The sequence below is a fragment of the Allobosea sp. AAP35 genome (assembly GCF_001295925.1).
GTDB lineage: Bacteria > Pseudomonadota > Alphaproteobacteria > Rhizobiales > Beijerinckiaceae > Allobosea.
In genome coordinates this window covers 161630-186689 of record NZ_LJHQ01000037.1, presented here as the reverse complement: position 1 = coordinate 186689, position 25060 = coordinate 161630, and the positions used below count along the sequence as shown (strand labels likewise).

28 protein-coding genes and 1 pseudogene are annotated in these 25060 nt (G+C 66.4%); 16 read left to right on the top strand and 13 right to left on the bottom strand.

Features of this window, described 5'->3' with window-relative positions; all coding sequences use genetic code 11:
- Positions 1-96: 96 nt before the first annotated feature.
- Positions 97-414, bottom strand: coding sequence for a DUF2853 family protein (locus IP69_RS13170; protein ID WP_054143266.1), 318 nt, complete (start codon positions 412-414; stop codon positions 97-99).
- A gap of 234 nt (positions 415-648) precedes the next feature.
- Between IP69_RS13170 and IP69_RS13165 the strand changes: the two genes are divergently transcribed.
- Entirely contained in the window at positions 649-1596 is a 948-nt protein-coding gene (locus IP69_RS13165; RefSeq protein WP_054143265.1) for an NAD(P)-dependent oxidoreductase, read from the top strand.
- A 12-nt stretch (positions 1597-1608) separates the two neighbouring features.
- Here IP69_RS13165 and IP69_RS13160 read toward each other — a convergent pair whose 3' ends face one another.
- The 4 genes from IP69_RS13160 to IP69_RS13145 form a co-directional block, all read right to left on the bottom strand.
- Entirely contained in the window at positions 1609-2139 is a 531-nt protein-coding gene (locus tag IP69_RS13160; protein ID WP_054143307.1) for a L,D-transpeptidase, read from the bottom strand.
- A 129-nt stretch (positions 2140-2268) separates the two neighbouring features.
- The gene (locus tag IP69_RS13155) at positions 2269-3102 is read right to left on the bottom strand and encodes a heme ABC transporter ATP-binding protein (protein WP_054143264.1); all 834 of its coding nucleotides are present in this window, start codon (positions 3100-3102) and stop codon (positions 2269-2271) included.
- Positions 3095-4120 carry an iron chelate uptake ABC transporter family permease subunit gene (locus tag IP69_RS13150; RefSeq protein ID WP_248306828.1) on the bottom strand — a complete coding sequence of 342 codons (1026 nt, stop codon included), beginning with the start codon at positions 4118-4120 and terminating at the stop codon, positions 3095-3097. The genes IP69_RS13155 and IP69_RS13150 overlap by 8 nt, the downstream gene beginning before the upstream one ends.
- Before the next feature lie 77 nt (positions 4121-4197).
- A complete protein-coding gene (locus tag IP69_RS13145) occupies positions 4198-5151 on the bottom strand; it encodes an ABC transporter substrate-binding protein (protein WP_248306827.1) in 954 nt (317 codons plus the stop codon).
- A gap of 274 nt (positions 5152-5425) precedes the next feature.
- Here IP69_RS13145 and IP69_RS13140 point away from each other — a divergent pair, with 274 nt between their 5' ends.
- The 3 genes from IP69_RS13140 to IP69_RS13130 all read left to right on the top strand — a co-directional run bounded on the left by IP69_RS13140 (position 5426) and on the right by IP69_RS13130 (position 7906).
- Positions 5426-5773: an antibiotic biosynthesis monooxygenase gene (locus IP69_RS13140; protein WP_054143262.1), complete on the top strand. Its 348-nt coding sequence runs from the start codon at positions 5426-5428 to the stop codon at positions 5771-5773.
- Between the two features lie 8 nt (positions 5774-5781).
- Positions 5782-6315, top strand: coding sequence for a heme utilization cystosolic carrier protein HutX (hutX, locus tag IP69_RS13135; protein WP_054143261.1), 534 nt, complete (start codon positions 5782-5784; stop codon positions 6313-6315).
- 229 nt (positions 6316-6544) lie between these two features.
- A complete protein-coding gene (locus tag IP69_RS13130; protein ID WP_054143260.1) occupies positions 6545-7906 on the top strand; it encodes a hypothetical protein in 1362 nt (453 codons plus the stop codon).
- Positions 7907-7912: 6 nt separating this feature from the next.
- On the opposite strand, the gene IP69_RS13125 is transcribed toward IP69_RS13130, so the two are convergent.
- Positions 7913-8635, bottom strand: coding sequence for a sulfur transferase domain-containing protein (locus IP69_RS13125; protein WP_054143305.1), 723 nt, complete (start codon positions 8633-8635; stop codon positions 7913-7915).
- A gap of 181 nt (positions 8636-8816) precedes the next feature.
- On the opposite strand from IP69_RS13125, the gene ppa reads away from it, so the two are divergent.
- Positions 8817-9362: an inorganic diphosphatase gene (gene ppa / locus IP69_RS13120; RefSeq protein ID WP_054143259.1), complete on the top strand. Its 546-nt coding sequence runs from the start codon at positions 8817-8819 to the stop codon at positions 9360-9362.
- Positions 9363-9482: 120 nt separating this feature from the next.
- Here ppa and IP69_RS13115 read toward each other — a convergent pair whose 3' ends face one another.
- On the bottom strand, positions 9483-10355 hold the full coding sequence (locus IP69_RS13115) for a CoA ester lyase (RefSeq protein ID WP_054143258.1): 873 nt from the start codon (positions 10353-10355) through the stop codon (positions 9483-9485).
- 115 nt (positions 10356-10470) lie between these two features.
- Here IP69_RS13115 and IP69_RS13110 point away from each other — a divergent pair, with 115 nt between their 5' ends.
- From IP69_RS13110 to IP69_RS13100, 3 genes are all read left to right on the top strand, one after another.
- Complete coding sequence (locus tag IP69_RS13110) at positions 10471-11256, top strand: DUF429 domain-containing protein (protein WP_054143257.1); 786 nt, start codon at positions 10471-10473, stop codon at positions 11254-11256.
- Positions 11253-12206 carry a threonine/serine dehydratase gene (locus tag IP69_RS13105; RefSeq protein ID WP_082359284.1) on the top strand — a complete coding sequence of 318 codons (954 nt, stop codon included), beginning with the start codon at positions 11253-11255 and terminating at the stop codon, positions 12204-12206. The genes IP69_RS13110 and IP69_RS13105 overlap by 4 nt, the downstream gene beginning before the upstream one ends.
- Positions 12207-12333: 127 nt before the next feature.
- Positions 12334-13029, top strand: coding sequence for a class I SAM-dependent methyltransferase (locus IP69_RS13100; protein WP_054143256.1), 696 nt, complete (start codon positions 12334-12336; stop codon positions 13027-13029).
- Positions 13030-13044: 15 nt separating this feature from the next.
- Here the strand turns inward: IP69_RS13100 and IP69_RS13095 are convergent, their stop codons facing one another.
- Positions 13045-14151 (bottom strand): PQQ-dependent sugar dehydrogenase, encoded by a 1107-nt coding sequence (locus IP69_RS13095; protein WP_248306826.1) that lies wholly within the window; start codon positions 14149-14151, stop codon positions 13045-13047.
- A 77-nt stretch (positions 14152-14228) separates the two neighbouring features.
- Here IP69_RS13095 and IP69_RS13090 point away from each other — a divergent pair, with 77 nt between their 5' ends.
- The 6 genes and pseudogenes from IP69_RS13090 to pqqE form a co-directional block, all read left to right on the top strand.
- A complete protein-coding gene (locus tag IP69_RS13090) occupies positions 14229-14681 on the top strand; it encodes a hypothetical protein (protein ID WP_054143254.1) in 453 nt (150 codons plus the stop codon).
- A gap of 138 nt (positions 14682-14819) precedes the next feature.
- The gene (gene pqqA, locus IP69_RS22150; RefSeq protein WP_197279846.1) at positions 14820-14951 is read left to right on the top strand and encodes a pyrroloquinoline quinone precursor peptide PqqA; all 132 of its coding nucleotides are present in this window, start codon (positions 14820-14822) and stop codon (positions 14949-14951) included.
- A gap of 6 nt (positions 14952-14957) precedes the next feature.
- A complete protein-coding gene (gene pqqB, locus IP69_RS13085; RefSeq protein WP_054143253.1) occupies positions 14958-15842 on the top strand; it encodes a pyrroloquinoline quinone biosynthesis protein PqqB in 885 nt (294 codons plus the stop codon).
- Positions 15839-16567, top strand: coding sequence for a pyrroloquinoline-quinone synthase PqqC (gene pqqC / locus IP69_RS13080; RefSeq protein ID WP_054143252.1), 729 nt, complete (start codon positions 15839-15841; stop codon positions 16565-16567). Before pqqB ends, pqqC begins: the two co-directional genes overlap by 4 nt.
- Positions 16564-16839 (top strand): pyrroloquinoline quinone biosynthesis peptide chaperone PqqD, encoded by a 276-nt coding sequence (gene pqqD / locus IP69_RS21880; protein WP_054143251.1) that lies wholly within the window; start codon positions 16564-16566, stop codon positions 16837-16839. Before pqqC ends, pqqD begins: the two co-directional genes overlap by 4 nt.
- A pseudogene (gene pqqE, locus IP69_RS13070) lies at positions 16836-17861 on the top strand (pyrroloquinoline quinone biosynthesis protein PqqE); the annotation flags it as partial. The gene pqqD and the pseudogene pqqE, both read left to right, overlap by 4 nt.
- A 197-nt stretch (positions 17862-18058) precedes the next feature.
- Here the strand turns inward: pqqE and IP69_RS13065 are convergent.
- Together IP69_RS13065 and IP69_RS13060 are read right to left on the bottom strand one after the other, a co-directional pair.
- Positions 18059-18355, bottom strand: coding sequence for a SemiSWEET transporter (locus IP69_RS13065; RefSeq protein ID WP_054143250.1), 297 nt, complete (start codon positions 18353-18355; stop codon positions 18059-18061).
- Positions 18356-18364: 9 nt separating this feature from the next.
- Complete coding sequence (locus IP69_RS13060; protein ID WP_248306825.1) at positions 18365-19363, bottom strand: L,D-transpeptidase; 999 nt, start codon at positions 19361-19363, stop codon at positions 18365-18367.
- Positions 19364-19525: 162 nt separating this feature from the next.
- Here IP69_RS13060 and IP69_RS13055 point away from each other — a divergent pair, with 162 nt between their 5' ends.
- Positions 19526-20698 (top strand): zinc-dependent alcohol dehydrogenase, encoded by a 1173-nt coding sequence (locus IP69_RS13055; RefSeq protein ID WP_054143248.1) that lies wholly within the window; start codon positions 19526-19528, stop codon positions 20696-20698.
- 69 nt (positions 20699-20767) lie between these two features.
- On the opposite strand, the gene IP69_RS13050 is transcribed toward IP69_RS13055, so the two are convergent.
- On the bottom strand, positions 20768-21430 hold the full coding sequence (locus IP69_RS13050; protein WP_248306824.1) for a DNA-3-methyladenine glycosylase: 663 nt from the start codon (positions 21428-21430) through the stop codon (positions 20768-20770).
- A gap of 12 nt (positions 21431-21442) precedes the next feature.
- Positions 21443-21847: an STAS/SEC14 domain-containing protein gene (locus IP69_RS13045; protein ID WP_054143247.1), complete on the bottom strand. Its 405-nt coding sequence runs from the start codon at positions 21845-21847 to the stop codon at positions 21443-21445.
- A gap of 370 nt (positions 21848-22217) precedes the next feature.
- On the opposite strand from IP69_RS13045, the gene IP69_RS13040 reads away from it, so the two are divergent.
- Positions 22218-23261 carry a sensor histidine kinase gene (locus IP69_RS13040; protein WP_054143246.1) on the top strand — a complete coding sequence of 348 codons (1044 nt, stop codon included), beginning with the start codon at positions 22218-22220 and terminating at the stop codon, positions 23259-23261.
- A gap of 32 nt (positions 23262-23293) precedes the next feature.
- Here IP69_RS13040 and IP69_RS13035 read toward each other — a convergent pair whose 3' ends face one another.
- On the bottom strand, positions 23294-25015 hold the full coding sequence (locus tag IP69_RS13035; RefSeq protein WP_054143245.1) for an FAD/NAD(P)-binding protein: 1722 nt from the start codon (positions 25013-25015) through the stop codon (positions 23294-23296).
- Positions 25016-25060: the final 45 nt, after the last annotated feature.

The following is a 25060-nucleotide window of genomic DNA, read 5'->3' as shown; positions in this document are numbered from 1 at the left end:
GGCGCCGCTGGCGTCATGCTCGGGCTTGACCCGAGCATCTCCTGATCGAGAGTCTCAGGCTCTGCGCTTCGCTTCGCCCGAGAATGACGTCCAGCCCTATTTCTTCACGAAGAGATCGAGCTTCCCGTAATGTTCGGCGAGGAGATAATAGAAGGTCAGCCGCGACTTGGTCCTGTCGGCCTTCATGTGTTCGCAGATCGCCTTCACGGAGGCGTCGAGATCATCGGACGTCAAACCAAGTTTCTTCTTCAAAAAATTGTCGCGCACGCGCTCCAATTCGGTGGCGTCCGAACAAGCGACATAGCGGGTGTCGGGCTTGCTCATGACAAGCGCATAGGATTTCGACATGCCGGCAAAAGCCGCTTCGTTGAGTGGTTTCTTGGCGAATTTCTTGACGTCGGCCAGATGATCCATCGTTAGCCCCCTGTTGCGCCGGACGACGCTGCGTCCGGTCTGTCATTGCCGCGACCTTACGTTAACGCGCTTCCAGCACTGGGGCGAGAGCAGGAAGCCCAGCTTTTCGTCTTTTCGCGAAAACCGCGCGGCGCAAGCGATGCACAAGGCGGATGCGCCCAAGGCACGGATGCGGGTTGAGTCCGGCGCCGCCGGATGCTGCGATGCAGCAACCGTGACGGAGCGCAGCGACCGATGAAGCCGACCATTCTGATGGCCCCCAAGATGCCCGCGACCCTCGTGGCGCGACTATGCGCTGCGTTTGACGTGATCGGCCCGATGGAACGCTCCACGCCCGATGCCCTGCCGCCCGGCGCGGAAGCCGCGCGCGTGCTGCTGACCGTCGGCGGCTGGCGCACCGATGCCGCGCTGATCGATGCGCTTCCCGGGCTCGGCCTCATCGCCTGCTATGGCACCGGGATCGAAGGCGTCGACCAGGCTCACGCCAAGGCGCGCGGCATCCTGCTCAGCAATGCCGCCGACGCCAATGCCGACGCCGTCGCTGAATTCGCCATCGGTCTGATGATCGCCAGCGTCCGCCAGATCGGCAAGGGCGACCGCTTCATTCGCGGCGGTCGCTGGCAGGGCAACGCCATCGAGCGCATGCCGATCGTGCCCGGGCTGCGCGGCCGCCGGCTCGGCATCTACGGGCTCGGTGCCATTGGCGCCCGGATCGCGGCGATGGCGGCCGTGTTCGGCATGGAGATCGGCTACCACAACCGCACGCCGCGCCCGGAATTGCCCTATCTCTACCAGGACAGCTTGCTGGCCCTTGCGGAATGGTCGGACGTGCTGATGGTCGCCGTCCGCGCCAGCGCGGACAACCGCCATGCCGTGAACGCGCCGGTGCTGCGGGCACTGGGCCCGCGCGGCCACCTCGTCAACATCTCGCGCGGCATCGCCGTCGACGAGGAGGCGCTCTGCGCGGCGCTCGAAACCGGCACGATCGCCGGGGCGGGCCTCGACGTCTTCGAGCACGAGCCCAACGTCCCCGATCGCCTTAAGGCGATCGACAATGTCGTCTTGACCCCGCATATCGCCGCGATGGCCGACAGCGCCCAGGCGGCCCAGCAGGACCTGCTGCTGCGCAATCTCGACGCGTTCTTCGCCGGTGAGCCCCTGCCCTCGGGTGTGCCGCTTTAAGATGAGCGCCGCTCAGGGCAGCACCACCACCGGCGTGCCCATGCGGACGCGGGCGTAGAGATCGGCGACATCGTGGTTGTGCATGCGGAAGCAGCCATAGGACGCCGCCGTGCCGATGCTGCCGGGCATGTTGGTGCCGTGGATGGCGTATTCACCGCCGGGCCCCAGCCCGATCACGCGCGCGCCCATCGGGTTGCGGGGCGAGCCGCCGGGAATGACGTCGGGCAGGCGCGGATTGTCGCGCTTGACCGAGGCCGGCGGGCTCCAGGCGGGATCGACCTGCATTTCCTCGACATATTTGACGCCGCGCCACTGCTTGCCGGCCTTGCCGACGGCGACCGTGTAGCGAATCGCCTCGCCTGGCGCCGTCACCAGGTAAAGCCGCCGCTCGCCGGTCCGGATCACGATCGTGCCGGGCCGGTAGCGCGGATCGGGCGTCTGGACCACCTCGCGCGCTGAGGCCGCGCCGACGAACGGCCCAGCCAGCGGCCAGGCGATGACCAGCGCGAGCAGCGTCGCCAGCGAAGCGTGGTGTCGAGCCATGGACATCTCCCGCAATAAAGACCGGCGGCAGATGTGGCGCCGATCCCCTGAATCGCGGGTTGAGCGATATGGTGAAGCCGTGATTCAGGATGAATCGGCCCTGAATCGGATCAATTTGCCCAAATCGCTTCAGGCGGCCGGATTCGCCCGATGCTGCTGCGGCAGCAGGAAGGGCAACCCCGGCGCCGGCGCCCGGCTGAGCGAGAGATCGACCCGGAAGACCTGGCGCAACAGCGCGTCGTCGAGCGTCTGCGCGGGCGCGCCCTGCGCGATGATCGCACCCCGGTCCATCACCACAAGATGGTCGGCATAGGTCACCGCCAGGTTGAGGTCGTGCAACACGATCAGCACCGCGACGCCGCGTGCAGCGATGGCACGCGCCATGTCGAGCAAGGCCAGCTGATGGCACAAATCGAGGCTGGCGATCGGCTCGTCGAGAAACAGCGCCTGGCGCTCCGCGATGCTGCGCCCGGCCTCGATCTGGCCGAGCGTGCGGGCAAACTGCACGCGCTGCTGCTCGCCGCCCGACAGCGTCTGGTAGGGGCGCGCGGCGAGATCGAGCACGCCTGCCGCCGCCAGGCATTCACCCACCAGTGCGTCGCGGCGCGTGCGCGGCATCGCCCGGCCGATCCCGTCGACGCCCAGGCTTGCCACCTCGTAGACGCTGAACGGAAACACCAGCCGCGCATGCTGTGCCATCACCGCCCGCTGGCAGGCGAGGCGCCAGGCGGGGATGGCCGTGAGGGCCTCACCGTCGATCGCGACATGGCCGGCGGACGCCCTGACCTCACCGGTCATCAGCTTCAGCAGCGTCGACTTGCCGGCCCCGTTGGGACCGATGAGGATGGTCGTCGAGCCCGGAGCGAGATCGAGCGTCGCGTCGCGCACCAGCGTCTTGCCCCCGGTGGTGAAACCGAGGCCCTGCGCGCAGACAAGGGCGTTTTGAGTCAGCGGCTCAGACATCGAGCGGCCCCGCGCGACGCAGCAGCAGCCACAGGAAGAACGGCGCGCCGATCGCGGCGGTGACGATGCCCAGCGGCAGTTCGGCCGGCGCCACGATCAGCCTGGCGACGATATCGGCGCCGACGAGAAGCATCGCCCCGCCCAGCGCCGAGAGCGGCAAAAGCAGGCGGTGATCGGGCCCGACCGCCAGCCGGATCAGATGAGGCACGACGATGCCGACAAAGCCGATCAGCCCCGCCGCCGCCACGCTGGCTCCGACCGCAAGCGCCACCAGCAGGATCGCCAGCGCCTTGATGCGCTGAACCGGAATGCCGAGGTGATAGGCTTCCGCCTCGCCCAGCATCAGCCCGTTGAGGCCGCGTGCCAGGAACGGCATCGCCAGCAGCAGCGGAATCACGATCGGCGCGATTGCGGCAAGCTTGGTCCAACTCGCGCCCCCGAGGCTTCCCATCGACCAGAAAGTCAGGTCGCGCAGCTGCCGGTCGTCGGAGATGAAGGCGAGCAGCCCGGTCATGGCCCCAGCCAGGGCGCCGAGCGCGACCCCCGCCAGCAGCATGGTCGCCACCGAGGTGCGGCCCCGGCGCGTCGCGATCAGATAAAGCGCCAGCGTCGAGATCAGCCCGCCGCAAAACGCGCCCAGCGGCAGGATGGCGAAGGGCAGCTTCATTTGCGTGCCGGTGACAAAACGGTCGCCCAGCACGATCGTCGCCGCAGCCGCCAGACCCGCCCCGGCCGAGACGCCGACAAGGCCGGGATCGGCCAGCGGGTTGCGAAACAACCCCTGCATCAGCGCGCCCGACACCGCGAGCGCGGCGCCCACCAGCAGGCCGAGCAGCACCCGCGGCAGGCGGATGTTCATGACGACGAGCACGTCGCGGCCCTCAAACAGCGCCGCATTTCCGGCCAGCCGCGCCCACAGGATCTCGGCGACACGCGCTGGGGCAATCGTGATGGCGCCCTGCCCGATGGCCACCAGGGTCAGCACGAGACAGCCGAGCGCAAGGACGCCGACCGCCAGGCCCGCGACCTGCCGCCGCCGGGCGACGAGCGCAGCCAGACCGGCCGGCAGGCGCGAGACGGAGGAAGCGGCGACCGTCACGGAGCGCTTGCGGTTGTCAGTGGCGGGATCGCCGCTTCCGGGTAGATCGCCGCCATCAGGTCGCGCGCCGCCAGCGGCGTGCGCGGCCCGAAGCCGAGCAGATAGAGCCCATCCATGGCGACCAGCCGCTTCTGCCTGGCCGCCGGCGTCTCGGCGAAGGCCGGCATCGCAAACAGCTCCTCGGGCGTGGTCACATGGTTGGCGGTGTTGCGCATCATCAGGACCAGGTCGGGAGCGCCCGCCATGATCGCCTCGTCGGTCATGGTCTTGTAGCCCTCGATCGCGTCGGCGACGTTGACGGCTCCGGCATGGCGGATGATCGCATCCGCCGAACTGTTGCGCCCGCCGACCATGACGCGGCCATTCTGCAGCGACAGCACGAACAGCACCCGCCGCGGCTTGCCGATGGTGCCCCGCAGCGTCGCCAGCTCGGCAAAGCGCGCTTGCGTCTGCGCCGCCAGCCGGCGCGCCGGCTCGGCGGCGTCGAGCGCCGCGCCGATCGCCTCGATCTTGGCCGCGACCCCCTCGGCACTGGTGTCCTCGGGGATGCGGGCCATGCCGACGCCGGATTCGCCAAGCAGCGACAGCGCGCCCGGCGGCCCCGCGCCCTCGATCGTCATCACGAGCGTGGGATTGAGCGACAGGACGCCCTCCGCCGAGACGGCCCGGACATAGCCGATATTGGCCTTGTCGCGCAGCGCCTCGGCCGGGAACTGGCTCGTCGAATCGACTCCGACGATGCGATCCTGCCGGCCTAGCGCATAGATCACCTCGGTGATCACGCCTCCGATGGCCACGACGCGCTGCGGCGCCTGCCCCAGCGCCGGCCCCGACAGCCCCGGCAGCCAAAGGCTCAGCGCCGCCAGCAGGGTCAGGCCGATCGCCGCGCAGAGCTCGCGCCGGTCGGGCTGACGGGGCCGGTCGGCCGGAAAGCCGATACGCATGAGCATGACGCAAATCTCCCGATCGGCAGCCTCGCTAGCTTCCTCGAAATCCGAAGACAGCATCAGCGCGACCGCAATTGCCAATGACCAAGTAATCAGCAGTTTTTAATTATTAAAAACTGAAAACGACAATGGCGTTGTTGACGTTGATATTCAGCTTTACTAGAAGCGGTCAAGGGCGGGACGAAGGCTGCGACATCGTGCAAGATGCCGATGCGGTATCGGCACGCCCCTGGCGCAGGCCGCCCGCTGATCGGAACCAGAAAACAGGACAATCCCGATGTTCATCGCCATGAACCGCTTCAAGGTCGTCAAGGGTGAGGAGACCGCGTTCGAAACCGTCTGGGCCACGCGCAAGACCCGACTCGACGAAATGCCGGGCTTCATGGCTTTCCATCTCCTGAAGGGCCCGGAGAAGGAGGATCACACCCTTTACTCCTCCCACACCACCTGGGCCTCGAAGGCCCAGTTCACCGCCTGGACCAAGTCGGAGCAGTTCCGCGATTCGCATCGCAATGCCGGTGAAAAGCGCGAAAAGCCGCTTTTCCTCGGCCACCCGGAATTCGAGGGCTTCGAGACCGTGCTGAGCGAAATCAATCCACACCTGCCGCGCCAGGCGGCGGAATGAGTCGGGACATGTCGGACACGCAGGCGATCGATCAGACCGCTCCGGCGGAGGATGGGCTGGCGCGCGCCCGGGCGATGCTGGCCGAGAAGCCCGATGCCATGGTCGAGACGGTGGCGCGCGAAACCGGCGTCTCCACCCGCGCCGTGCTCGAACTGCTGCCCCCCGAGGGACGCATCCTGATCGCACCGGAGCGCTTCGAGGCGCTCTGGCAGGAACTGGCCGCTTGGGGCGCGGTGATGCTTCTCGTCAACACCCCCGACATCGTGCTGGAATGCGAGGGCTCGTTGCCGGTCGGCTCCTTCGGCCATGGCTATTACAATATCCATGGCGACAGCCCGATCGGCGGGCATATCAAAGCCTCCAACTGCGCCGCGATCTATGTCGTCGATCGCCAGTTGCCGAGCCGCCGGGTCTGCTCGGTTCAGTTCTTCAACGGTGCCGGCGAGGTGATGTTCAAGGTATTCGTGCGCCGCGACAGCCAGCGTGTGCTGCTGTCCGATCAGCTGGCGCGTTTCGAAGGCTTGAAGGCGCAATTTGCCTGAGCGGCCACGCAGCCGCCCGATTCATGCGGTCTGTGCTCGCCTCTCCCGGGCCTCAGGCCCTTCACTGGCTTGTCATGCCCGATCTTTACCGGCTCTTAACCATAACGGCGCAGCATCGCGGCTTCAGGATCGTGTTTTCGTGAACGCCAGTACCGACACCGCTTCGTCGGTCCCAGGCGGCAACAGACGAGATGACGACCTGCCCGATGGTCCAGCCACAGGGATCGACATGGTCGCTCATGTCATCTTGGAGAGGGCGAGTTTTCCGCCCAGCCGGCCTGCCTTCGCCCTGGCGCAGGGGCGTCGCTTCGTCGCAAGCCGCGTTCCCCTCCTGCGCCAGCGCCTGGGCTCGGCGGCGATGCTGGGCCTGCGCTTCCTGCAGGCAAGGCTGATCTCGGTCTGGGGGCTGCTGGTCGCCGCCTATTTCTGCCCGCCACATGTCTTCGCCGCCTTCGCGGTCTTTTCGGCTGCGGCCACCTTGGTCTCCATTCCGGCCCTGATGCGGCTCGAAGCCGTTTTCTTCCGCAGCGGCGATCGCAGCCAGCTTGGCCTCGCCTTTCGCCTCGCGGTGACGAGTGGGGTGGCTTTCCTGTGCCTTGTTGCGATCGCGCTGGCGGTGGTCGTGCAACTCGGCTGGATCGCGCCATTCGTCGCCCTGATCTTCTTCCTGTCGCTCTCCGCGCGCGCCGTGCTTCGTCTGCTCTGGGCCGAGGCGACGGCCGAAGGCGACTTCAAGGCCATCGGTGACAGCAACGTGCTGCAGGCGCTGGTTCAGCCCGTCCTCATGCTGCTGCTGATCGGCCTGTTCGGGCCAAAAGCCCTGGCGCTGTTTCTGGCGGATGCGCTCGGCCATGTGGCGGCGGCCGTCCACCTCCTGTGGCGGCGTCGCGACAGCTTGTTCGCATTGGCCCAGCCCCGGCTCTGGTCACGGCGCGGTCTTGCCTGGGGGGCGAGACGCTGGAGCGACGCGCCCTTCATTCTGCTGCCAGCCGCTCTGCTGTCCTTCGGCTTCACCACGGCGCCGCTGCTGGCTCTTCCCTATGCCACCGATCCCGTGCTTGCGGCGCAGGTCGCGCTGGCGATGCGCCTGCTCGACATGCCGACCCAGATGTTCGGCATGGTGTCGGGTCCGCTGGTCATGAATGGACTGCGCCAGCACAGCGGCCAGCGGCGCCAATTCTGGGTGCGCTGGGCTACGCTCGGTCTGATCGCGGCGGCGATCGGGATGTTTCTGCCGATTGCGATCGGCGCGGAACAGTTCGGTTTCGTCTTCGACGGCAGCAAATGGGCCGGCATCGGCCATGTCATCGCCGTCATGGCCCTGTTCTACGGCGGCTTGGCCTTGTTCAACACGTTGCATGACGTCAGCACATTGTCGCGCACGACCCCCTGGCAATTGGCGTCCCATGCCGTTGCACTGGTGGCGATCATCGGGACCATCCTGTGGTTCGGCTCATTGTCCCTGGATCTGCTGTATGCCGTGGGCTGGATCTCTGCAGCGCGCGCCGCGGCTCATATCCTCTTCGCCTGGAGCCAGCCGGTCGAAGCACACGACACCGGGCAGGTCCCCGAAGGACGTTCCGCGGCCTGACCCGAACTACTCCCTGCGGATCAGGCGGTCGGCCAGCAATGACGAAAGCAAACCTGGCCTGAAGCTGCTCTCGAGCCGGGCCGGATCGTAGATGTCGCGCGCCCAGTCGAGGAAGGCGATGCCCTTGGCTGCCCCCTCGATACGGTAGGCGTCGAAGAACGCATCGAGGATGCCTGTCTTGGCAAAACGGAAATGGCCGTAGCGCAGCGACAATTGCCGCATGGCCTCGTCCAATGACCGCCCCTCGTGAATGAGCAAATAGAGAGCCGAGAAGAAACCGGCCCGGTCCGCGCCCGATTTGCAATGAACCAGCGCTGGCTCTTTCAGCGAGGCGAAGAAGTCGCCCGCCGCCAGGATCGTCTCGCGATCCGGCGCGCCGCGCGAGCGCAGCACGAAATCGACCAGCGCGATCCCATGCCGCTCGCAGGCTTCGCGCTGCAACGGCCAGGAGCCGTGCTCGCGCCCGCCGCGCAGATTGACGATGGTCTTGACGCCCTGACGGGCAAACCACGCGATCTGCCCCGGCGCCGGCTGGGCCGCGCGCCACAGCCGCGGCGTCACCTGATGGGCGTTGAGATAGGCCAGCCGGAAGATTCCATGATCGACCAGCAGCATGTTGGCCCAGGCGCGCAGGCGCTGGCCGCCGCTTTCGATGGGCCGGTCCCAGCGCGCTATGCGCGCCATGCGCCGCGCATAGCGGTCTTCATCTGGGCGCAGGCGGCTCAGCACGAGCGCAAACCGCACGATGCGCGACCGGCGCGGCTCGAATGAGATATCATGCCTTGCCCGATATCAGCGCAGCGGCACAAGCGCAAATCGACGCGGTTAACCTGGTGCTAACGTCGGGCTTGGAGTTTTCCACTCAAGCCCTCATAAGACGCCCGTTTCCAATCCTGACAGGTCCACAGACATGCGCCTCGATGCCATCTCAATCGGCAAGAATCCCCCCGAAGAAGTCAATGTCGTGATCGAAGTGGCGATCGGCGGCGAGCCGATCAAATACGAGATGGACAAGGAGGCCGGCACGCTCTTCGTCGACCGCTTCCTCTACACGCCGATGCGCTACCCCGGAAACTACGGCTTCATCCCGCACACGCTCTCCGAGGACGGCGACCCCTGCGACGTGCTGGTCGCCAACACCCGCCCTCTGATACCCGGCTCCTACATCGCGGTGCGCCCGATCGGCGTGATGCTGATGGAGGACGAGGGTGGCGGCGACGAGAAGATCATCGCGGTCCCGGTCCCCAAGCTGACCAAGCGCTACGAGAACGTCCACAACTACACCGATTTGCCCAAGATCACGCTCGACCAGATCCAGCACTTCTTCGAGCACTACAAGGATCTGGAGCCCGGCAAATGGGTCAAGCTCGCCGGCTGGGGCGACGCCAAGAAGGCCAAGGAACTTATCGTCGAGGCGATGGAACGGGCCAAGGCGGCGAAGGCGGGCAAGGCGTAACGATATTGCGTCATTCTCGGGCCGCGCCCGCGTGGACCCGGGAATCTCACGCAGGACGAAGCATCATCACGGTCATGGCCTTGAATTGGTCGGGTCAAGCCCGACCACGACGCGCTGGCCTCACCCCCCGATCGCCTGGCTGAGCGCCACAACCCGCTTCGCCATCTCGGCATGCAGCAATTCGACCATGCGGCCACCAAGCTGGATCGCGCCCTTGCCCTGATTTTCCGGCTCGGCGAAGGCGGCGATGATCGCCCGCGCCTGATCCAGTTCCGCCGCATCGGGTGCAAACACGGTATTGGCGATCCCGACCTGTGCCGGATGGATCAGCGTTTTGCCGTCGAAACCGAGATCGCGGCCCTGTTCGCACTCGACCTTGAAGCCGGCCTCATCCTTCAGATCGTTATAGACCCCGTCGAGGATGTCGATGCCATAGGCCCGCGCCGCCAGGATCGCGCTGGTCAGCCAGGGCAGCATCGGCGCGCGGCCCGGCACGAAGCGAGCGCGCGTTTCCTTCGCCAGGTCGTTGGTGCCCATCACGAAACAGGCCAGCCGCGCACGGGGATCGCGGGCGGCGCGGGCGATCTTCTCCGCATCGAGGATGGCGAGCGGCGTCTCGATCATCGCCCAGACCCGCAGCGTCGGCTGCGCCCAGAGCCCGTTCAACTGCGCGCCGATCTGCTGCAGGGTCTCGGGCGCCGAGACCTTCGGGATCAGGATGGCGTCGGGATTGGCTTCCACCGCCGCTGCGAGATCATCCATGAACCAGGGCGTGTCGACGCTGTTGGTGCGGATCACCAACTCGCGCCGGCCATAGCCGCCGGCTTTCACCGCCGCGCAGACCTGGTCTCGGGCCGCCGCTTTCGCTTCGGGGGCCACCGCATCCTCCAGATCGAGGATCAGCGCGTCGGCTGCAATGTCGCGGGCCTTCTCGAGCGCGCGCGCATTCGAGCCCGGCATATAAAGCGCACTGCGGCGCGGTCGGATCGGCATGGGATATCTCCTGACGCCAGCGGCCGTGACGGCGGCGGATGTTCGCTGCACTGCACACTAGACGCGACGCGCATGCAACGTCAGTTCTGCGAAAGGCGGATGAAGGAGGAGGTGCATGGCTTGGATCGCGGGGGTGGACGGCTGCAAGGCGGGCTGGATTGCGGCAATCGCCGATGCAAACTTGGAAACAAGCCCCGTGATCGCCTGTTTCGCTCGCTTCGAAGACATCGTGAACAGCGTTCATGCCCCCTGCCTGATTGCCATCGACATGCCGATCGGATTGCCCGACCGCATCATCGGGGATGGGCGCGGCCCCGAGCAGGCGGCACGCGCCGTGCTGGGGCGGCGCCGAAGCTCCGTCTTCAGCATGCCATCGCGCGCGGCGGTCTACGCCGTCGATCGCCCCGTGATCGGTATGGCCGACATCACCGCCTCCCATGCCGAGGCCTGCGCGATCGCGCGCCGCGACAGTGACGGCAGGCGCGGTTTCAGCCGCCAGGCCTTCATGATCCTGCCCAAGATCCGCGAGATCGACCGCCTCTTGGTCGGCGCGCCTGCTCTCGCCGCCCGCGTCAAGGAGGTTCACCCCGAGGTTGCGTTCTGGTCGATGAATGGAGGCCGCCCTTTGGATTTTCCCAAGAGGGCCCCCGAGGGACGCGCCGAAAGGCTAGCCTTGTTGCGGGCGGAAGGGCTGCCGGAGGCCGTGCTGGCAGGCCCCCCGCCCCGGGGAGCCCAGCCGGACGATCTGCTCGATGCGTTGGCCGGGCTCGTGGTCGCAAAGCACATGCATGCCGGGCGCGGCCGCGCCTTCCCGCGCGAGATCGGACACGATAGGCACGGTCTCGAGATCGCGATCTGGAGCTTCACGCCGGACCGCATGCTTGAGGAGACACTGTCATGACCGACCGCCCCGTGCCGCATGCCATGATCGAGGCTGCCGCGCAGCGCATTGCCGGCCAAGCCCGCGTCACACCCGTGATGCGGCTGGGAACGGGTGCTTTCGACTCGGATGCCGACATCTCGCTGAAGCTCGAATGCCTGCAGCATGCCGGCTCCTTCAAGACACGCGGCGCCTTCAACAACCTGCTGTCGCTCGACGTGCCGGCAGCCGGCGTCTCAGCGGCGTCGGGCGGCAATCACGGCGCGGCCGTCGCCTATGCCGCAAGGGCACGCGGCGTGAAGGCGACGATCTTCGTCCCCGAGATTTCGCCTGCCGCCAAGATCGAGGCGATCCGCCGCTTCGGCGCGCAGGTCGTCATCGGCGGCGCGCAGTATGACGACGCGCAGGCGGCCTGCGACCGCTTCGTCGCCGACACCGGCGCGCTCAAGATCCATCCCTTTGCGGCCAAGGAAACCATCGCCGGCCAGGGCACGCTCGGCCGGGAATGGCAGGATCAGGAACCCGATCTCGACACCGTGCTGGTCGCGGTCGGCGGCGGCGGGCTGATCTCCGGCATCGCCGCCTGGTTTGCCGGCACCAAGGTCAAGGTCGTCGGCGTCGAGCCGGAAGGTTCGCGCGCCCTGCAGGCGGCGCTGGAGGCGAAGGGACCGGTCGAGGTCAAGGTTGCCTCGCTCGCCGCCGATTCGCTGGGCGCCCGCAACGTCGGCCCGCTGGTCTACGAGGTCTGCAAGGACAGCGTCGACCACGTCGTCCTCATCCCCGATGCCGCCATCACCCAAGCGCAGGTCACGCTTTGGCGCGACTTCCGGCTGGCGGTAGAGCCCGGTGGCGCGGCCGCGCTCGGCGCCCTGCTCTGCGGCGCCTATCGGCCGGCAGCCGGCGAGCGGCTTGGCATACTGGTCTGCGGCGCAAATATAGACCTGTCCAAGCTTGCTGCGCTCACCGGCTAGGCTAGGCTAGGCTGTGCTCATCCCAGGCGCCGATATGCACAGCATTTGTGAAGCGGCAGCATGCAAGGCTTGTCTACCGGCAGTTGTCTGGCGTTAGGCTCGCGCGTCTCCATCAGGCCCGAACGCTATGCGTGCACGCCCCGTCGATGATACACTCAGGGTCATCAAGGCGATCCTCTCCCCCCTCGAGGAGCGGCGCATCGTCGAGGTCGGCTGCGGGCGCGGCATCCTGCTGAAGGCACTGGCCGAGAGCGGAGCCAGGGTCGCCGGCATCGATGCCGACGAAACGGTCCTGGCCGAGGCACGCAGGATGGCGCCGACGGCGATCCTGCGGCAGGCAACCGCAGCCCGCCTGCCCTTCACCGACAACGCGGTGCATGCGGCGATCTATATCGACAGCCTGCGCCATGTCCCTCTCGAAGGCCTGGCGGGAGCCCTCACGGAGGCGGCCCGCATTGTCGAGCCGGGCGGCGCCGTCATCATCGCCGAGCCGCTGCCCGAGGGGACGTTCTTTCAATCGATGCGGCCGATCGAGGACAAAACGCCGTTTCGTTTGGCTGTGCAGGATGCCATCGCAGCCGCTTTGCGCAGCCGGTCACTGCACCTCGTCGCCTCCCGTGAGTATGACAGAGTGGAGACCTATACGACGGTCTCGCACTTCATCGATCGCGTTGTCGGCGCCGACCCCGCGCTCAAGGACAGGGCGCTGGAGGAACGCGGAAGGGTGATGAAGCGTTTCGACATTCTCGCCGAGCATGTGAAGGGCGGCGGCTACCTGCTGCGGCAGCCGACCCGCCTGCACCATCTCAAAGTGCCGGATTGACGAGGAGACGCGCCTTTACCGCGGGGTTGTCGGGACCACGCGCAGCAAACTCCCTTTCGGCCCGTCCGTCAGCACGAGCAGCGCGCCATCGCGTGCGACGCGGACGTCACGTATCCGCTCGCCAAGTTCGGCCAGCAGCAGTTCTTGGCCAGTGATCCGGCCCTTCTCGCGTCGCACCCGCCGCACCGCGCGCTCGACCAGGGCGGGCACCAGCAAGTCGCCGCGCCAGCCGGCAAACAGCGCACCGTCATAGATCGCAAGCCCGGCAGGCGCGATCGAGGGCGTCCATTCGAGCAGCGGCGGCTCGAAACCCGCCAGCGCCCGGAACGGCGTCACCTGGGCGAAGCTGTAGTCGCGACCGCCGGTGATCAGCGGCCAACCGTAATTGAGCCCGGCCCGGACGTCGTTGATCTCGTCGCCGCCACGCGGCCCGTGCTCCGACACCAGAAGCGCGCCCGTGGCCTGATCGACCGCCACGCCCTGCACATTGCGGTGGCCGAGGCTGAAGATCTCCGGCGCTGTGCCGGGGCGCCCCGCCAGCGGGTTGTCCCCCGGCACGCTGCCGTCCCGGTTCAGGCGCACGATCTTGCCGAGATGGTTGGACGGGTCCTGAGCCGCCTCGCGTCTGTCGAACCCGTCGCCAAGCGTCATGATCAGCGTCTTGTCACGCAGAAACGCGATGCGGCTGCCATTGTTGGAATGGCCGGATTTGGGCGTCGCGCTGAACAGGATGGTGACGTCCGAGAGGCGGTCGCCATCGAGCTTCGCCCTGACCAGCCGGGCATTGTTGGCCGACGGCGTGCCATAAGCGAGCGTCAGATAGATCAGGCTGTTGCTGGCGAAATCGGGGTCGGGCGCGACATCCATCAGCCCCATCTGGCCGCCGACATAGATCGGCGGCAGACCGTCGAGAGGCGCCGGCCGCAGCCGCCCGGGCAGTTCCGTGATCAGCATGCGCCCGTCGGGCAGGATGGCGACCGACCACGGACGCTCCAGCCCGGCCACCATCGTCTCGACCCGGTAGAGCGAAGGGTCGACCCGCGCCACGGGATCGGCGGCCAGGACGGCCGGTGCGACCATCACAACGGCGGCCGTCAGCCATGCGGTCCACTTGCGCCTCAAGATATCTCTCCCAAATGCCGAAAGACCGCACCGGTGCGGATGATTGCAACGCGCTGTGGCCGAGGATGAGAACGCGGATGACGACCAAAAGTGCCGTGCGGCTTCTGATCGCATTCCTCGTCGCAGTGGTCATCACCGCCATCCTCGGCAGCATCGCGCAGACGCAATTCAACCTGGCCGCGATTGCGCAGATGGGGGGCCCGGTGACCGGGGCGCTGCATCTCAGGACGACCGCCCAGGATCTCCTCGGCTTTGGCCCGGTGATGGGCGCGATCGCCGCCGCGGCGTTCCTGCCCGCCTTCGCTGCAGCCTTCGTCGCATCGCGCTTCGTGCCGGCGCCGGCGGCACTGGTCTATGCCCTGGCCGGGTTCCTCGGAATCTGGGCGGCCTTCTCGCTGATGGGGTATTTCACCCCGATGCCGACGCTGGTCGCCGCCGTGCGCGGCGAGATCGGCCTTCTGACGATGTCGGCCACGGGGCTGATCGGCGGCCTCGTGTTTTCGCGTCTGGCACGCAGCGCATCGGCTTGACGCCCCTCGGGGAGGGCGAAACGGCCAGATTGCGCCAGGCTATGCGCTGATCAACATTTCGTGTCCCGACCCTTCAAGCCACCGCGGATCAATCGCTGGCCTGTTACGTTCCTTCACCTCAGCCATAAGGAGACGATGATGACCTGGGAAACCCCGACGATCGAAGACATCGCCTGCGGCATGGAAGTGACCGCCTATGCACCATCGAGCGAAGGCGACGACCTTCACGCCGTGCCGGCCGTCACAGCCGCAATCGATACCGATCGCTGACCATCGATGAAGGCCGTCGTTCTCGGCTCCGCCGCGGGCGGCGGCTTTCCGCAATGGAATTGTCGCTGCGCCCAGTGCGAATTGGCCTGGGCGCGCGATCCGCGTGTTTCGTGGCGAACACAAGCCTCGCTGGCCTTGATCGACGAGGAGGGCTGCGTCCTCGTCAACGCCTCGCCCGACATCAACCAGCAGCTACGCGCCACGCCGGCACTCTGGCCGCAGGAGACCAGGCATTCGCCGATCACCAGCGTGGTGCTGACCAGCGCGGAGATCGACCATGTCGCTGGATTGCTGTCGCTGCGGGAGCGGCACGCATTTGAAATTTGGGCGCTCGAACCGGTCCGCTCGGCCATCGCGGCCAATCCGATGCTGCAGCCCCTGAGCGCGGATTGGAAAAGCCCGGAGCCCGAGGCGCTGTTTCACAGCAAACACGCAATCGCGATGAGGCTCTTCGTCGTGCCCGGTAAAGCCCCGCTGTATCTCGAAGATTCAAATCCCGTCACCGAGAGCGAGGCAGGCGAAACCGCCGGTCTTTCGGTCGCGGGGCCTCATGCCCGGCTCGTCTACATTCCTGGCTGCGCCGCGCTGACCGACAGCGTGAGGCACCATGCCGAGAGCGCCGATATCATCCTCTTCGACGGCACGTTGTTTGATGACGACGAAATGCGGCGCAGCGGCCTGGGCGAAAAGACCGGCCGGCGGATGGGTCACATGCCGATGACCGGCCCGGGCGGCTCGCTTGACTGGCTTGCCAGCCTGCCCGCCTCCCGCAAGATCTACACCCATATCAACAACAGCAACCCCGTGCTGATCGAGGGCTCGCGCGAGCGCGCTCTGGTCCAGAGTGCCGGGGTCGAAATTGCCCATGACGGGCTGGAGATCGCGCTGTGACCCTGCTGTCGCCGGAAGCCCTGCTGGATGCGCTGCGCGAGGTCGGAGCCCGGCGCTATCACGACAAGCACCCATTTCATCTGCGGCTTCATGCCGGCCGCTGCAGCAGGACCGAGGTCCAGGCCTGGGCCTTGAATCGCTATGCCTATCAGGCCGCGATCCCGCGCAAGGACGCCAGCCTGATCGCGCGGCTTGACGATCCGGCGCTGCGGCGCGACTGGCGCCAGCGCCTCGTCGATCATGACGGGGGCGCCGATGGCGAGGGCGGAATCGAGCGCTGGCTGCGGCTCTGCGAGAGCCTGGGCTTCGCCCGGGCGGATGTGATCGCCTTCAAGGGCGTTCTGCCGGCGACGCGCTTTGCGGTCGGTGCCTATATCGGCTTCGTCCGAGAGCGCCCTTTGCTGGAGGCGGTGGCGTCGTCCCTGACCGAATTGTTTTCGCCACAGGTGATCAAGACGCGCGTCGCCGGGATGCTGGCGCATTACGATTTCGTCAGCGCCGAGAGCCTGAGCTATTTCACGCAGCGGCCGCAACAGGCCTCGCGCGATGTCGAAAGCGCCCTGGCCTATGTCACCGCCCACGCCGTGACGCCGGCCGACCAGCAGGCGGTGATCGCGGCACTCGAATTCAAATGCGACGTGCTCTGGGCGATGCTGGATGCGCTCGATCATGCCTATGGCGAAGGCGGCCAGACGCCGCCGGGCGCCTTCCGGGCGGCGTTATGATCACGGCGGACTCTCGCCCGAAACTCGCCAGGGGGGTTCGCCTGCAAATCGACCGGGTCCGGGGCGGGTTCAATCTGCTTGCTCCCGAACATGTGCTGCGCGTCAACGCGTCATCGGCGGCCATTCTCGAACTCTGCGACGGGCAGCGCAGCCTTGCCGATATCGTCGATGTCCTCGCGTCCCGCTACGCGGTCGATCGCGGCCGCATCGAGCGGGAGGCCAGCGCCCTGATCGACGATCTCGTGACGCGCCGCCTGGTGGAACGACCGTGACCGCGCCAGCCCCCTTCGCATTGCTGGCCGAGCTCACCCATCGCTGCCCGCTTGCCTGTCCCTATTGCTCGAACCCGCTCGAACTCGACCGCAAGGCCGACGAACTGGCGACGGCCGACTGGATTCGCGTCTTCGAACAGGCGGCGGCGCTGGGCATCCTGCAGCTGCACCTCTCCGGCGGCGAACCGGCGGCGCGACATGATCTCGTCGAACTCGTCGCAGCCGCAGCGCAGCTTGGCCTTTACACCAACCTCATCACCTCGGGCATCGGCCTCGACAAGGCGCGTCTGTCGGAACTGGCACAAGCGGGCCTCGACCATGTCCAGCTCTCCGTCCAGGATGTCGGGGCCGCAAACGCCGATCGCATTGCGGGCTTGCGCGGCTCGCACCAGCGCAAGCGCGATTTTGCCGCCTGGGTCATCGACGCCGGTCTGCCGCTCACGGTCAATGCCGTGCTGCACCGGGGCAATATCGCCAGCATGAGCGCCCTGGTCGATGAGGTGATCGCCATGGGTGCGGGGCGGGTCGAGCTTGCCCATGCGCAGTATTATGGCTGGGCTGCCCGCAACCGCGAGGCGCTGATGCCCGACCTCGCCGACGCACTGGCCGCGCGCGAACAACTCCCCGCCCTGCGCGAGCGCACCGCACGCGACATCACCATCGACTATGTCCCGCCCGATCACTTTGCCCGCTACCCGAAGCCCTGCATGAATGGCTGGGGCCGGCAATCGCTCAACGTCACGCCGCGCGGGCTGGTGCTGCCCTGCCATGCCGCGCAATCGATCCCGGGCCTGTCCTTCTGGTCCGTTCGCGAACACGCCCTCGATGAGATCTGGCACGGCTCGCCCGCCTTCGCCGCCTTTCGGGGCACCGACTGGATGGTGGAGCCCTGCCGGAGCTGCGACCGGCGCGAGATCGATTTCGGCGGCTGCCGCTGCCAGGCGATGGCGCTGACCGGCGATGCCCGCAACACCGACCCCGTCTGCGTGCTCTCACCCTTCCACGACAGGGTCGAGCAGCTGACCACGGCTCCACGGCACGACAGCTATGTCATGCGGGGACGGCCGCCCCGCACGCCGGACCGCACTTTATCCCCGCCAGAACGCGATGACGCCGATGATGTCGAGGCACAGCGCCCCGCGCCAGCCCGATAAGGCGGGATCGCCGCGTTTTTGCGCTGAGACGCTTGGGCGAGCCCAGCACGCGATCGTGCGGCCGATCAGTCCTGCGGTGTCAGCGCATCCGCTACGGCATCCTTCTTCGTTGCCGGGAGCAGCGTCATCACCAGTATGAAGGCAGCCAGGACGAAGCAGATCGCATTGGTCAGGATCAGCGGCCATTGCCCCTGCCCGATGCCATAGACGGTCCAGAGCAGGAAGCCGGTTGTCGTCAAGGCATACATCGGTGGTGACAGGGCTGTAGTGTCGCGCGTGCGGATGATCTTATAGGCCTGCGGCACGAAGCTCGTGACCGAGCAGGCTGCCGCGAGGTATCCGATCAGCGGGATGACGTCCATGGTCTCGTTTCAATCGACGAAGCGAACCGGCACGCCGACGGTCACCAGATCGGCCAGTTCCTGCGCATCCCAATTGGTCAGACGGACGCAACCATGCGAATTGGTCTTGCTGACCTTCGCCGGCTCGGGAGTGCCGTGAATGCCGAAGGTCGGCTTCGACAGCGCGATCCAGACCGTGCCGACAGGCCCGTTAGGACCGGGAGGCAGAACCAGCACTTTGGTATTTCGACCCTGCTGGAAGTTCTTCTCGGGATTGTAGGTGTAGTTCGGATTGCGCACGACGCGCTCGATGGTGAATTCGCCCGAGGGCGAAGGCGTGTCGTCGCTGCCGATCGTAGCGGGATAACTTGCGAGCACCTGACCCGCCGCTCCGAAGACCAGCACCATACCCGTGCTCTTCACGGCATCGATCCGCGCCGCAACGCCCTTTTCGGGCGTGCGCAACCCCGAGGCGACAAGGATAGGGGTCCCGGCAGTCCCAAAGCCCTCACCGGGATTGAGCGCGACGAGCAGCGCCTCGCTCATGTGAAAGCGCTCTCCCAGCATCTCCGGCGGGCTGGTATAGGACAGCCGCTTCATCTGCGCCTGCTCCGCGTAATCGCGCGGGACTTCGGCGACATAGTCATAGGCGACATCCTGCTCGGTCAGCGCATAGGTCGCGATGACGTCGACGGAGGTCTCGCCGCCGAGGCCGAGCCAGGCCAATTCGTCGAGTTCGTCGCCCGCCGGCAGCCGCTGCTGGCGCCGGAACTGAGCCACCGCCTTGCGGAAGTTCTCGCCGTCGAGACCATCGATGACACCGGGCGAGACACTGCGCCGGCTCAAGAGGACCTGCGCCTTGACGATGAAGGGATCGGGACCCTCGGCCTGTTGCCGGTTCCGGTCGGCAAAGGTCACGGCATTGATCTCGGCAGCCGTGATCGCCAGCGCCGGCAGAGCCGATCCCGCCCAGATCGCGGCGATCAGCGACAGCAGCAGGCTGGCCTTTGGTGACATCGCGATGTTCATGAATGCTCCGGCAGCCTGACGTGGTGCCCACTATACGGCCAGCCATGACAGATGTTCCCCAAGGACAGACGGTGACGGGCCAGTGCAAAAGCCCCATCCGACCGGAACGTCTGCAAGCCGGCCACGTTCACGGCTGGGGGGGCCCGTGAAGGACCCAAACATATGAAAGCTCTCTGCTGGCACGGCAAAGGCGATATCCGCTGCGACACCGTCCCCGATCCGACCATCCAGGACGCGGGCGACGTCGTCATCAAGGTGACCTCCTGCGCGATCTGCGGTTCGGACCTGCATCTCTTTGACGGCTACATGCCGACCATGGAAAGCGGCGATATCCTTGGCCACGAGACCATGGGCGAAGTCGTCGAGGTCGGCTCCGGCGTCACCAAGCTGAAGGTCGGCGATCGCGTTGTGGTGCCGTTCAACATTGCCTGCGGCGAATGCTTCTTCTGCAAGAAGTCGATGTTCTCGCTTTGCGACCGCTCCAACCCCAATGCCGAAATGGCCCGCAAGGCCATGGGCCATTCGCCATCCGGGCTGTTCGGCTATTCCCATATGCTGGGTGGCTATGCCGGCGGCCAGGCCGAGTTTTTGCGCGTGCCTTTCGCCGATGTCGGACCGATCAAGATCCCCGACGGCATTCCCGACGAGCAGGTCCTGTTTCTGTCGGACATCTTCCCAACCGGCTACATGGCAGCCGAGAACGCCGAGATCGAGCCTGGCGACACCGTCGCTGTCTGGGGCTGCGGCCCGGTCGGCCAGTTCGCGATGCAATCCGCCTGGATGCTCGGGGCCGGCCGCGTCATTGCGATCGACAATGTTCCCGAGCGGCTGCAGATGGCGGCGACCTATGGCAAGGCCGAACTCATCAACTTCGACGAGGTCGATGTCTATGACCGGTTGATGGAGATGACCAAGGGCCGCGGTCCCGATCGCTGCATCGACGCGGTCGGCGCCGAAGCCCATGCGGGTGGGTCGGTCGATGCCGTGGTCGACAAGGTCAAGGCGGCGATGTTCCTCGGCACCGACAGGCCCCATGTCCTGCGTGAGGCGATCATGTCCTGCCGCAAGGGCGGCACCCTTTCGGTGCCGGGCGTCTATGTCGGCTTTCTCGACAAGCTGCCCTTCGGCGCGCTGATGAACAAGGGCATCACCATCCGCACCGGGCAGACACACACCCACCGCTATCTCGCCCCGCTGCTCGAGAAGATCCTTGATGGCGAGATCGATCCGACCTTCGTCATCACGCATCGCGCGACGCTCGAAGAGGGGCCGGGGCTCTACGAGAAGTTCCGCGACAAGACCGATGGCTGCATCAAGGTTGTGATGACCCCGTAACCGGGTTTTTGCCCACCGCCGATCGCCACCATGTCCGCCGCCGGCCTCCAAGCCGGCGGCGTTCGGCATTCAGGGAGCAAGATCACCCGGTGGCAGTTTCACGAAGCGGCCGAACGGCCGGCTCAGACAGGGCGAGCCGGCGAGCCCGAAGCGCCATGGCACATCGACCGCGCGCGAGATGCCGATACGGGGGCCGGCCAGCACATCCTGTCTCTCGGTGGCGGCCAGCAATGCGAAAGGTGGCTGGCTCAAATCATGGCCGTCCCAGGCACCGTCGAGGCCGAGCGCGGCGCACAGCCGCCCCGGCCCCGCGCAGAGCTTCGTGTCGGGGCCGTCGCCGCGTCGCTGCCGCATCGCGATAATCCCGGTGACCGGATGCAGCGCGCGTACCAGAACCCCAGCGCCTGGGCTGACGCCGCACACGATGTTGAAGCACCAGTGCAGCCCGTAAGATCGGTAGAGATAGGCATGGCCCGGCGGGCCGAACATGCTGCGGTTGCGCGCGGTCGGCCCCCGGGCACTGTGGGACGCCGGGTCCTGGTCGTCATAAGCTTCGGTTTCGACGATGACGCCGCCGACACCTTTGAAAATCAGGCTGCATCCGATCAATTCGCGGGCGACGAGATCGGCCGGCCGCGCGAAGAAGCGACGGTCCAGGCGGTCCGCCGGCTCGGCAGCGGTCAAGACAGGCAAAGTGAAACCGTTGGAACCGGACATCTCGATCAGGAGCACGCCTTGTCCCGATTACGGCGACACCGGGTGAGGGGCCGAAATCCAGATGCGGGCCTGCGCCTCCTCCTCAAGCGAAAAGGTCTTTTCCTCCACCGGCGTCAGCGGGCTGAACAGATTGATCATCGCCTTCGCCCAGAACGGCGCCCCCACAACGCCGTAACGGCGGACATGGCGCAGCGACCGCATCTGCGCCTTCATCGCCTCCGCGTCGAAGATGGCGCCAAGCTCCGCCCCTTCGAAATGGCGCATGATGATCAGCATATCGATCGTCTCGACCGTATCGAACGCGGTCTGGACCCGGGCGGCCATCCATTCGATGTCGGCTTCCGTGATCTTGGCGACGATCTCGAAGATCAGCAGGTCGGGCCGATCACCAGGCTGCTGCTGGATCGAATGGTTCGGTGCGATATCCGTCATGATGCGCGTCTCCCTTGTCTCCCTGGCCCAAAGACGGCCGGAAGGAAAAACCCGGTGAGGTGCAAAAGGTTCGGCGCGCATGCGGTGCACGTGCCGACTTGGCAGCGGCTGCGACATGGTTCATCACAGACCGCAGCCTGTCGCCGCGGTCGCGTGAAGGAAGGCGCGGCAAGGCGTGTGGCGACCCGCGCGCCGCCGTCGGCCCTCTTCCCGGAGGACCAACCTGGCGGATGCGTTTGATCTGGCGGACTTTTGGCCGCATTCCTTTCTGGAACCAAACTGAAGCGAGCCGACTTTTGCAGATGGCGACGACGAGACGCCCGAGCTTCACATTCACAATGGCGGGCCGGTCAAGGCCGCGGAGCCCGAGATGATCGAGTGGTTGCAGTTCCTGTACGCGATCTGCACGTCCGATGCTGCTCCCGCCAACTGGCGCGAGATCACGATCCTTGCGAATCTCGGGGTCGCGATCGCCTATTTCTGGATTCCCATCGTCATGGCGGTGGTGTTCGCTCGCTGGCGCAACGAGCTGCCGTTCCGCTGGCTCTGGGCCGGCTTCGTCGTGTTCATCGTCGCCTGCGGATTGAGCCACCTCGTTCATGCCGCGCATGCGGTGACCTCAAGGTCGCCCCATAACTGGTTTGCGCTTTCGATCATGGTGGGAACGGCAGTGGTGTCGCTGATCACCGCCGCGGCCTTCACCTTCCTCCTGCCCAGGATCCTGCAGCACGCCTCGCCGGCCGACACCAAGCGGCGCCTCGAAGAGGCGGTGGAAACCGCGACCGCGGATCTGCAGCGGGCGTTGTCCTATGAGCGCGTCCTGCTGCGCGAGGTCCACCACCGGGTGAAGAACAACCTGCAGGTGACCGCCAGTCTGGTCAGCCTGCATATCCGCCGGGCCTCACCCGGTTCAGTCGCGGAGTTGCGGTCGCTGCGGGATCGTGTCGAGGCGATGGCGGCCGTGCATGCGCAGCTGCAGGATGTCGGCTCCTCGGCCTTGCGCGCCCGCCCGTTCATCGAACTGCTCATCCGCTCGCTGACGCATTCGCTCGGCCGGGACGGAATCGAGATGAAGGTCACAGGCGACGATTTCGACGTTCCGCTGGACCATGCCACATCATTTGCCCTGATCCTCCACGAGGTTCTGGCCAATGCCCTCCGCCACGGCTTTCCCAACGACCGCCCCGGGCTGATCGCCATCCATCTGGATGCAAGTGATGGCGACCGGGCGATCACCGTGTCCGACAACGGCACAGGCTTCGCCAGCGATCGGCGCAGCGGCATCGGCGACACCCTGATCCGGACATTGGCGATCCAGCTCGGTGCGCAGACGCAATGGCGCTCCGATGCCGGGACAGGCACGGTCTTCACGCTGCGCTTTGCCGAGCAGGACCTCGTCGACCGGCTCGCCTGACCGGTGGCTATACGACGATCGTCCGGGAGCGGCTATCGGCTGCCCGGCGAGGACGCGGCGTCTGAACCTGACCGCGGCGCGAGCATCACGGCGCTGTCGGCGAGGATGATGGGCTGCGTCGACGCGATGATCTCGATGAGATCGTCGAGCTGGCTCGAATCCTCGGGTTTTGGCCCTTCGAGATCGCCAATGATCGCTTCGGCGGCCGCTCGCCCCATTTCGGCTGCGCTGGTCAGCCCCTGGATGAACGGCTTCCGATCCAGCAGGAACGGCAGGCTCAGGCACCAGACCTCGCGCAGCGGATTGATACCCCGGGTCAGCCTATAATCGACGTCCACGCGAACCGCATCGCCCTCGCGCTCCTCATCGAGATCGCGATTGGCCATCAGCACCATGCGCAGCGTCGGGAACGGGAACTTGTCTTCGTCGGCGGGCGCAAGGCCGCGTGCATCGACGATGCGATCGAAAACGAGGTCGCTCTCCCCGCCGCCGATGCGGGAAAGCCCGGTGTGCTCGTCGGTCTCGACGGTGTAGCCCTCCGGCAGCTTGACCACCGTCAGCACGCCCGCGTCATGCAGGGCGATCAGCCGCTTGATCGAGAGCGGCGGCACGGCCGCGTAATTATCCGCAAAAACCCGCTTCAGACCTGCATTGAAGCGGTCGCGCTCGTCGGGCGTGAGTGCATCGAGGCACAGCGCGAAAGGCTCGTGGCTGCGCAGGATCGCATAGCGCCAGGCCACGACATGGCCCCCGCACTGATTCCGTTCGGCCTCCGCGAGATTGTGCCGCGCCCATGCAAACGGTGCATGTCGATCACGCTCGCCGAAATAGGCCGTCGCGAAGCTGTCGGCCGTCAGGCCGTCGAGGCCGATACGGGTCGCATAGTCAGGGTCGGCCTGCGCAAGCAGTCTGGCAAAACGCGCAAACACCGTTTCCAAAACGGTCCCAGGGCGGGCAGCCTGCACCAGTTCCGCCACATCGTCCTCAGTGAAGCCAGCCGCGGCCTCGGCGGGAAGCGGACAGAAGAAATCTGCCTCGGGCAGCCTGCCGCCGCGCGACATCATCGTCAGCGTGAAGGGGGGAATATCCGCATCGCGGATGTAGCGATCCTCGACGAAGCGGCCGCGTGCGGTCGCGACCGACACCGCGATATCGATTGCCGACAAGGACGAACCGAAGATGCCGATGGCATGCGCGCTATCGAGCCCGCCCGTGGCATGGAGGGACGCGGCAGCGCCGCTCGCCGGCACGACATGCCCTGTCGCCAGGATGACCTTGTCGGCCTGCATGCTGCGCGGCCCGCTGCCTGCCGCGCTATAGCGGATATCGATGCCGGCGCCCGTCGGAACCACATCGACGACACGATGCCGCGTCAGGATTCGGACAGCGTGCCCAGCCTCCTCGGCTGAGGCGACCAACGCCTCAAGACGGTCCTGATAATAGGCGCCGAGCGCGATGCGCGGATAGAATTCGCGCTCGCCCAAAGCATCGGGATCGACGCCGATCCGGGCCAGCGCAGCGGCATCGCATTGCCGCAGGTAGTCGAGCAATGTCACGCCGACCGGCGGGATCTCGACGCTGGCGATATTGGCCAGCATCTCGATGGTGTTCTGGCGCGGATCGTACGGCGTCCCGACACCGGCGATGTCGCCTGCCTCGAACAGCGTGACGGTGAGCGGACGGCGGCATGCCAGAAGCGCCTGGAGCGCGTAGATCGCACTGGGCCCGGTACCGACGATGGCGATGCTTGTCATGGAGTGCCGACTCCTGGCGGCGCAGACCCAACCAAGATGAGCGCG

Bases quoted from the DNA above. Each gene is read 5' to 3' on its own strand.
- IP69_RS13170 (WP_054143266.1), bottom strand. From the start codon at position 414: ATGGATCATCTGGCCGACGTCAAGAAATTCGCCAAGAAACCACTCAAC.
- IP69_RS13165 (WP_054143265.1), top strand. From the start codon at position 649: ATGAAGCCGACCATTCTGATGGCCCCCAAGATGCCCGCGACCCTCGTG.
- IP69_RS13160 (WP_054143307.1), bottom strand. From the start codon at position 2,139: ATGGCTCGACACCACGCTTCGCTGGCGACGCTGCTCGCGCTGGTCATC.
- IP69_RS13155 (WP_054143264.1), bottom strand. From the start codon at position 3,102: ATGTCTGAGCCGCTGACTCAAAACGCCCTTGTCTGCGCGCAGGGCCTC.
- IP69_RS13145 (WP_248306827.1), bottom strand. From the start codon at position 5,151: ATGCTCATGCGTATCGGCTTTCCGGCCGACCGGCCCCGTCAGCCCGAC.
- IP69_RS13140 (WP_054143262.1), top strand. From the start codon at position 5,426: ATGTTCATCGCCATGAACCGCTTCAAGGTCGTCAAGGGTGAGGAGACC.
- hutX (WP_054143261.1), top strand. From the start codon at position 5,782: ATGTCGGACACGCAGGCGATCGATCAGACCGCTCCGGCGGAGGATGGG.
- IP69_RS13130 (WP_054143260.1), top strand. From the start codon at position 6,545: ATGGTCGCTCATGTCATCTTGGAGAGGGCGAGTTTTCCGCCCAGCCGG.
- ppa (WP_054143259.1), top strand. From the start codon at position 8,817: ATGCGCCTCGATGCCATCTCAATCGGCAAGAATCCCCCCGAAGAAGTC.
- IP69_RS13115 (WP_054143258.1), bottom strand. From the start codon at position 10,355: ATGCCGATCCGACCGCGCCGCAGTGCGCTTTATATGCCGGGCTCGAAT.
- IP69_RS13110 (WP_054143257.1), top strand. From the start codon at position 10,471: ATGGCTTGGATCGCGGGGGTGGACGGCTGCAAGGCGGGCTGGATTGCG.
- IP69_RS13105 (WP_082359284.1), top strand. From the start codon at position 11,253: ATGACCGACCGCCCCGTGCCGCATGCCATGATCGAGGCTGCCGCGCAG.
- IP69_RS13100 (WP_054143256.1), top strand. From the start codon at position 12,334: ATGCGTGCACGCCCCGTCGATGATACACTCAGGGTCATCAAGGCGATC.
- IP69_RS13090 (WP_054143254.1), top strand. From the start codon at position 14,229: ATGACGACCAAAAGTGCCGTGCGGCTTCTGATCGCATTCCTCGTCGCA.
- pqqA (WP_197279846.1), top strand. From the start codon at position 14,820: ATGACCTGGGAAACCCCGACGATCGAAGACATCGCCTGCGGCATGGAA.
- pqqB (WP_054143253.1), top strand. From the start codon at position 14,958: ATGAAGGCCGTCGTTCTCGGCTCCGCCGCGGGCGGCGGCTTTCCGCAA.
- pqqD (WP_054143251.1), top strand. From the start codon at position 16,564: ATGATCACGGCGGACTCTCGCCCGAAACTCGCCAGGGGGGTTCGCCTG.
- IP69_RS13065 (WP_054143250.1), bottom strand. From the start codon at position 18,355: ATGGACGTCATCCCGCTGATCGGATACCTCGCGGCAGCCTGCTCGGTC.
- IP69_RS13060 (WP_248306825.1), bottom strand. From the start codon at position 19,363: ATGAACATCGCGATGTCACCAAAGGCCAGCCTGCTGCTGTCGCTGATC.
- IP69_RS13055 (WP_054143248.1), top strand. From the start codon at position 19,526: ATGAAAGCTCTCTGCTGGCACGGCAAAGGCGATATCCGCTGCGACACC.
- IP69_RS13045 (WP_054143247.1), bottom strand. From the start codon at position 21,847: ATGACGGATATCGCACCGAACCATTCGATCCAGCAGCAGCCTGGTGAT.
- IP69_RS13040 (WP_054143246.1), top strand. From the start codon at position 22,218: ATGATCGAGTGGTTGCAGTTCCTGTACGCGATCTGCACGTCCGATGCT.
- IP69_RS13035 (WP_054143245.1), bottom strand. From the start codon at position 25,015: ATGACAAGCATCGCCATCGTCGGTACCGGGCCCAGTGCGATCTACGCG.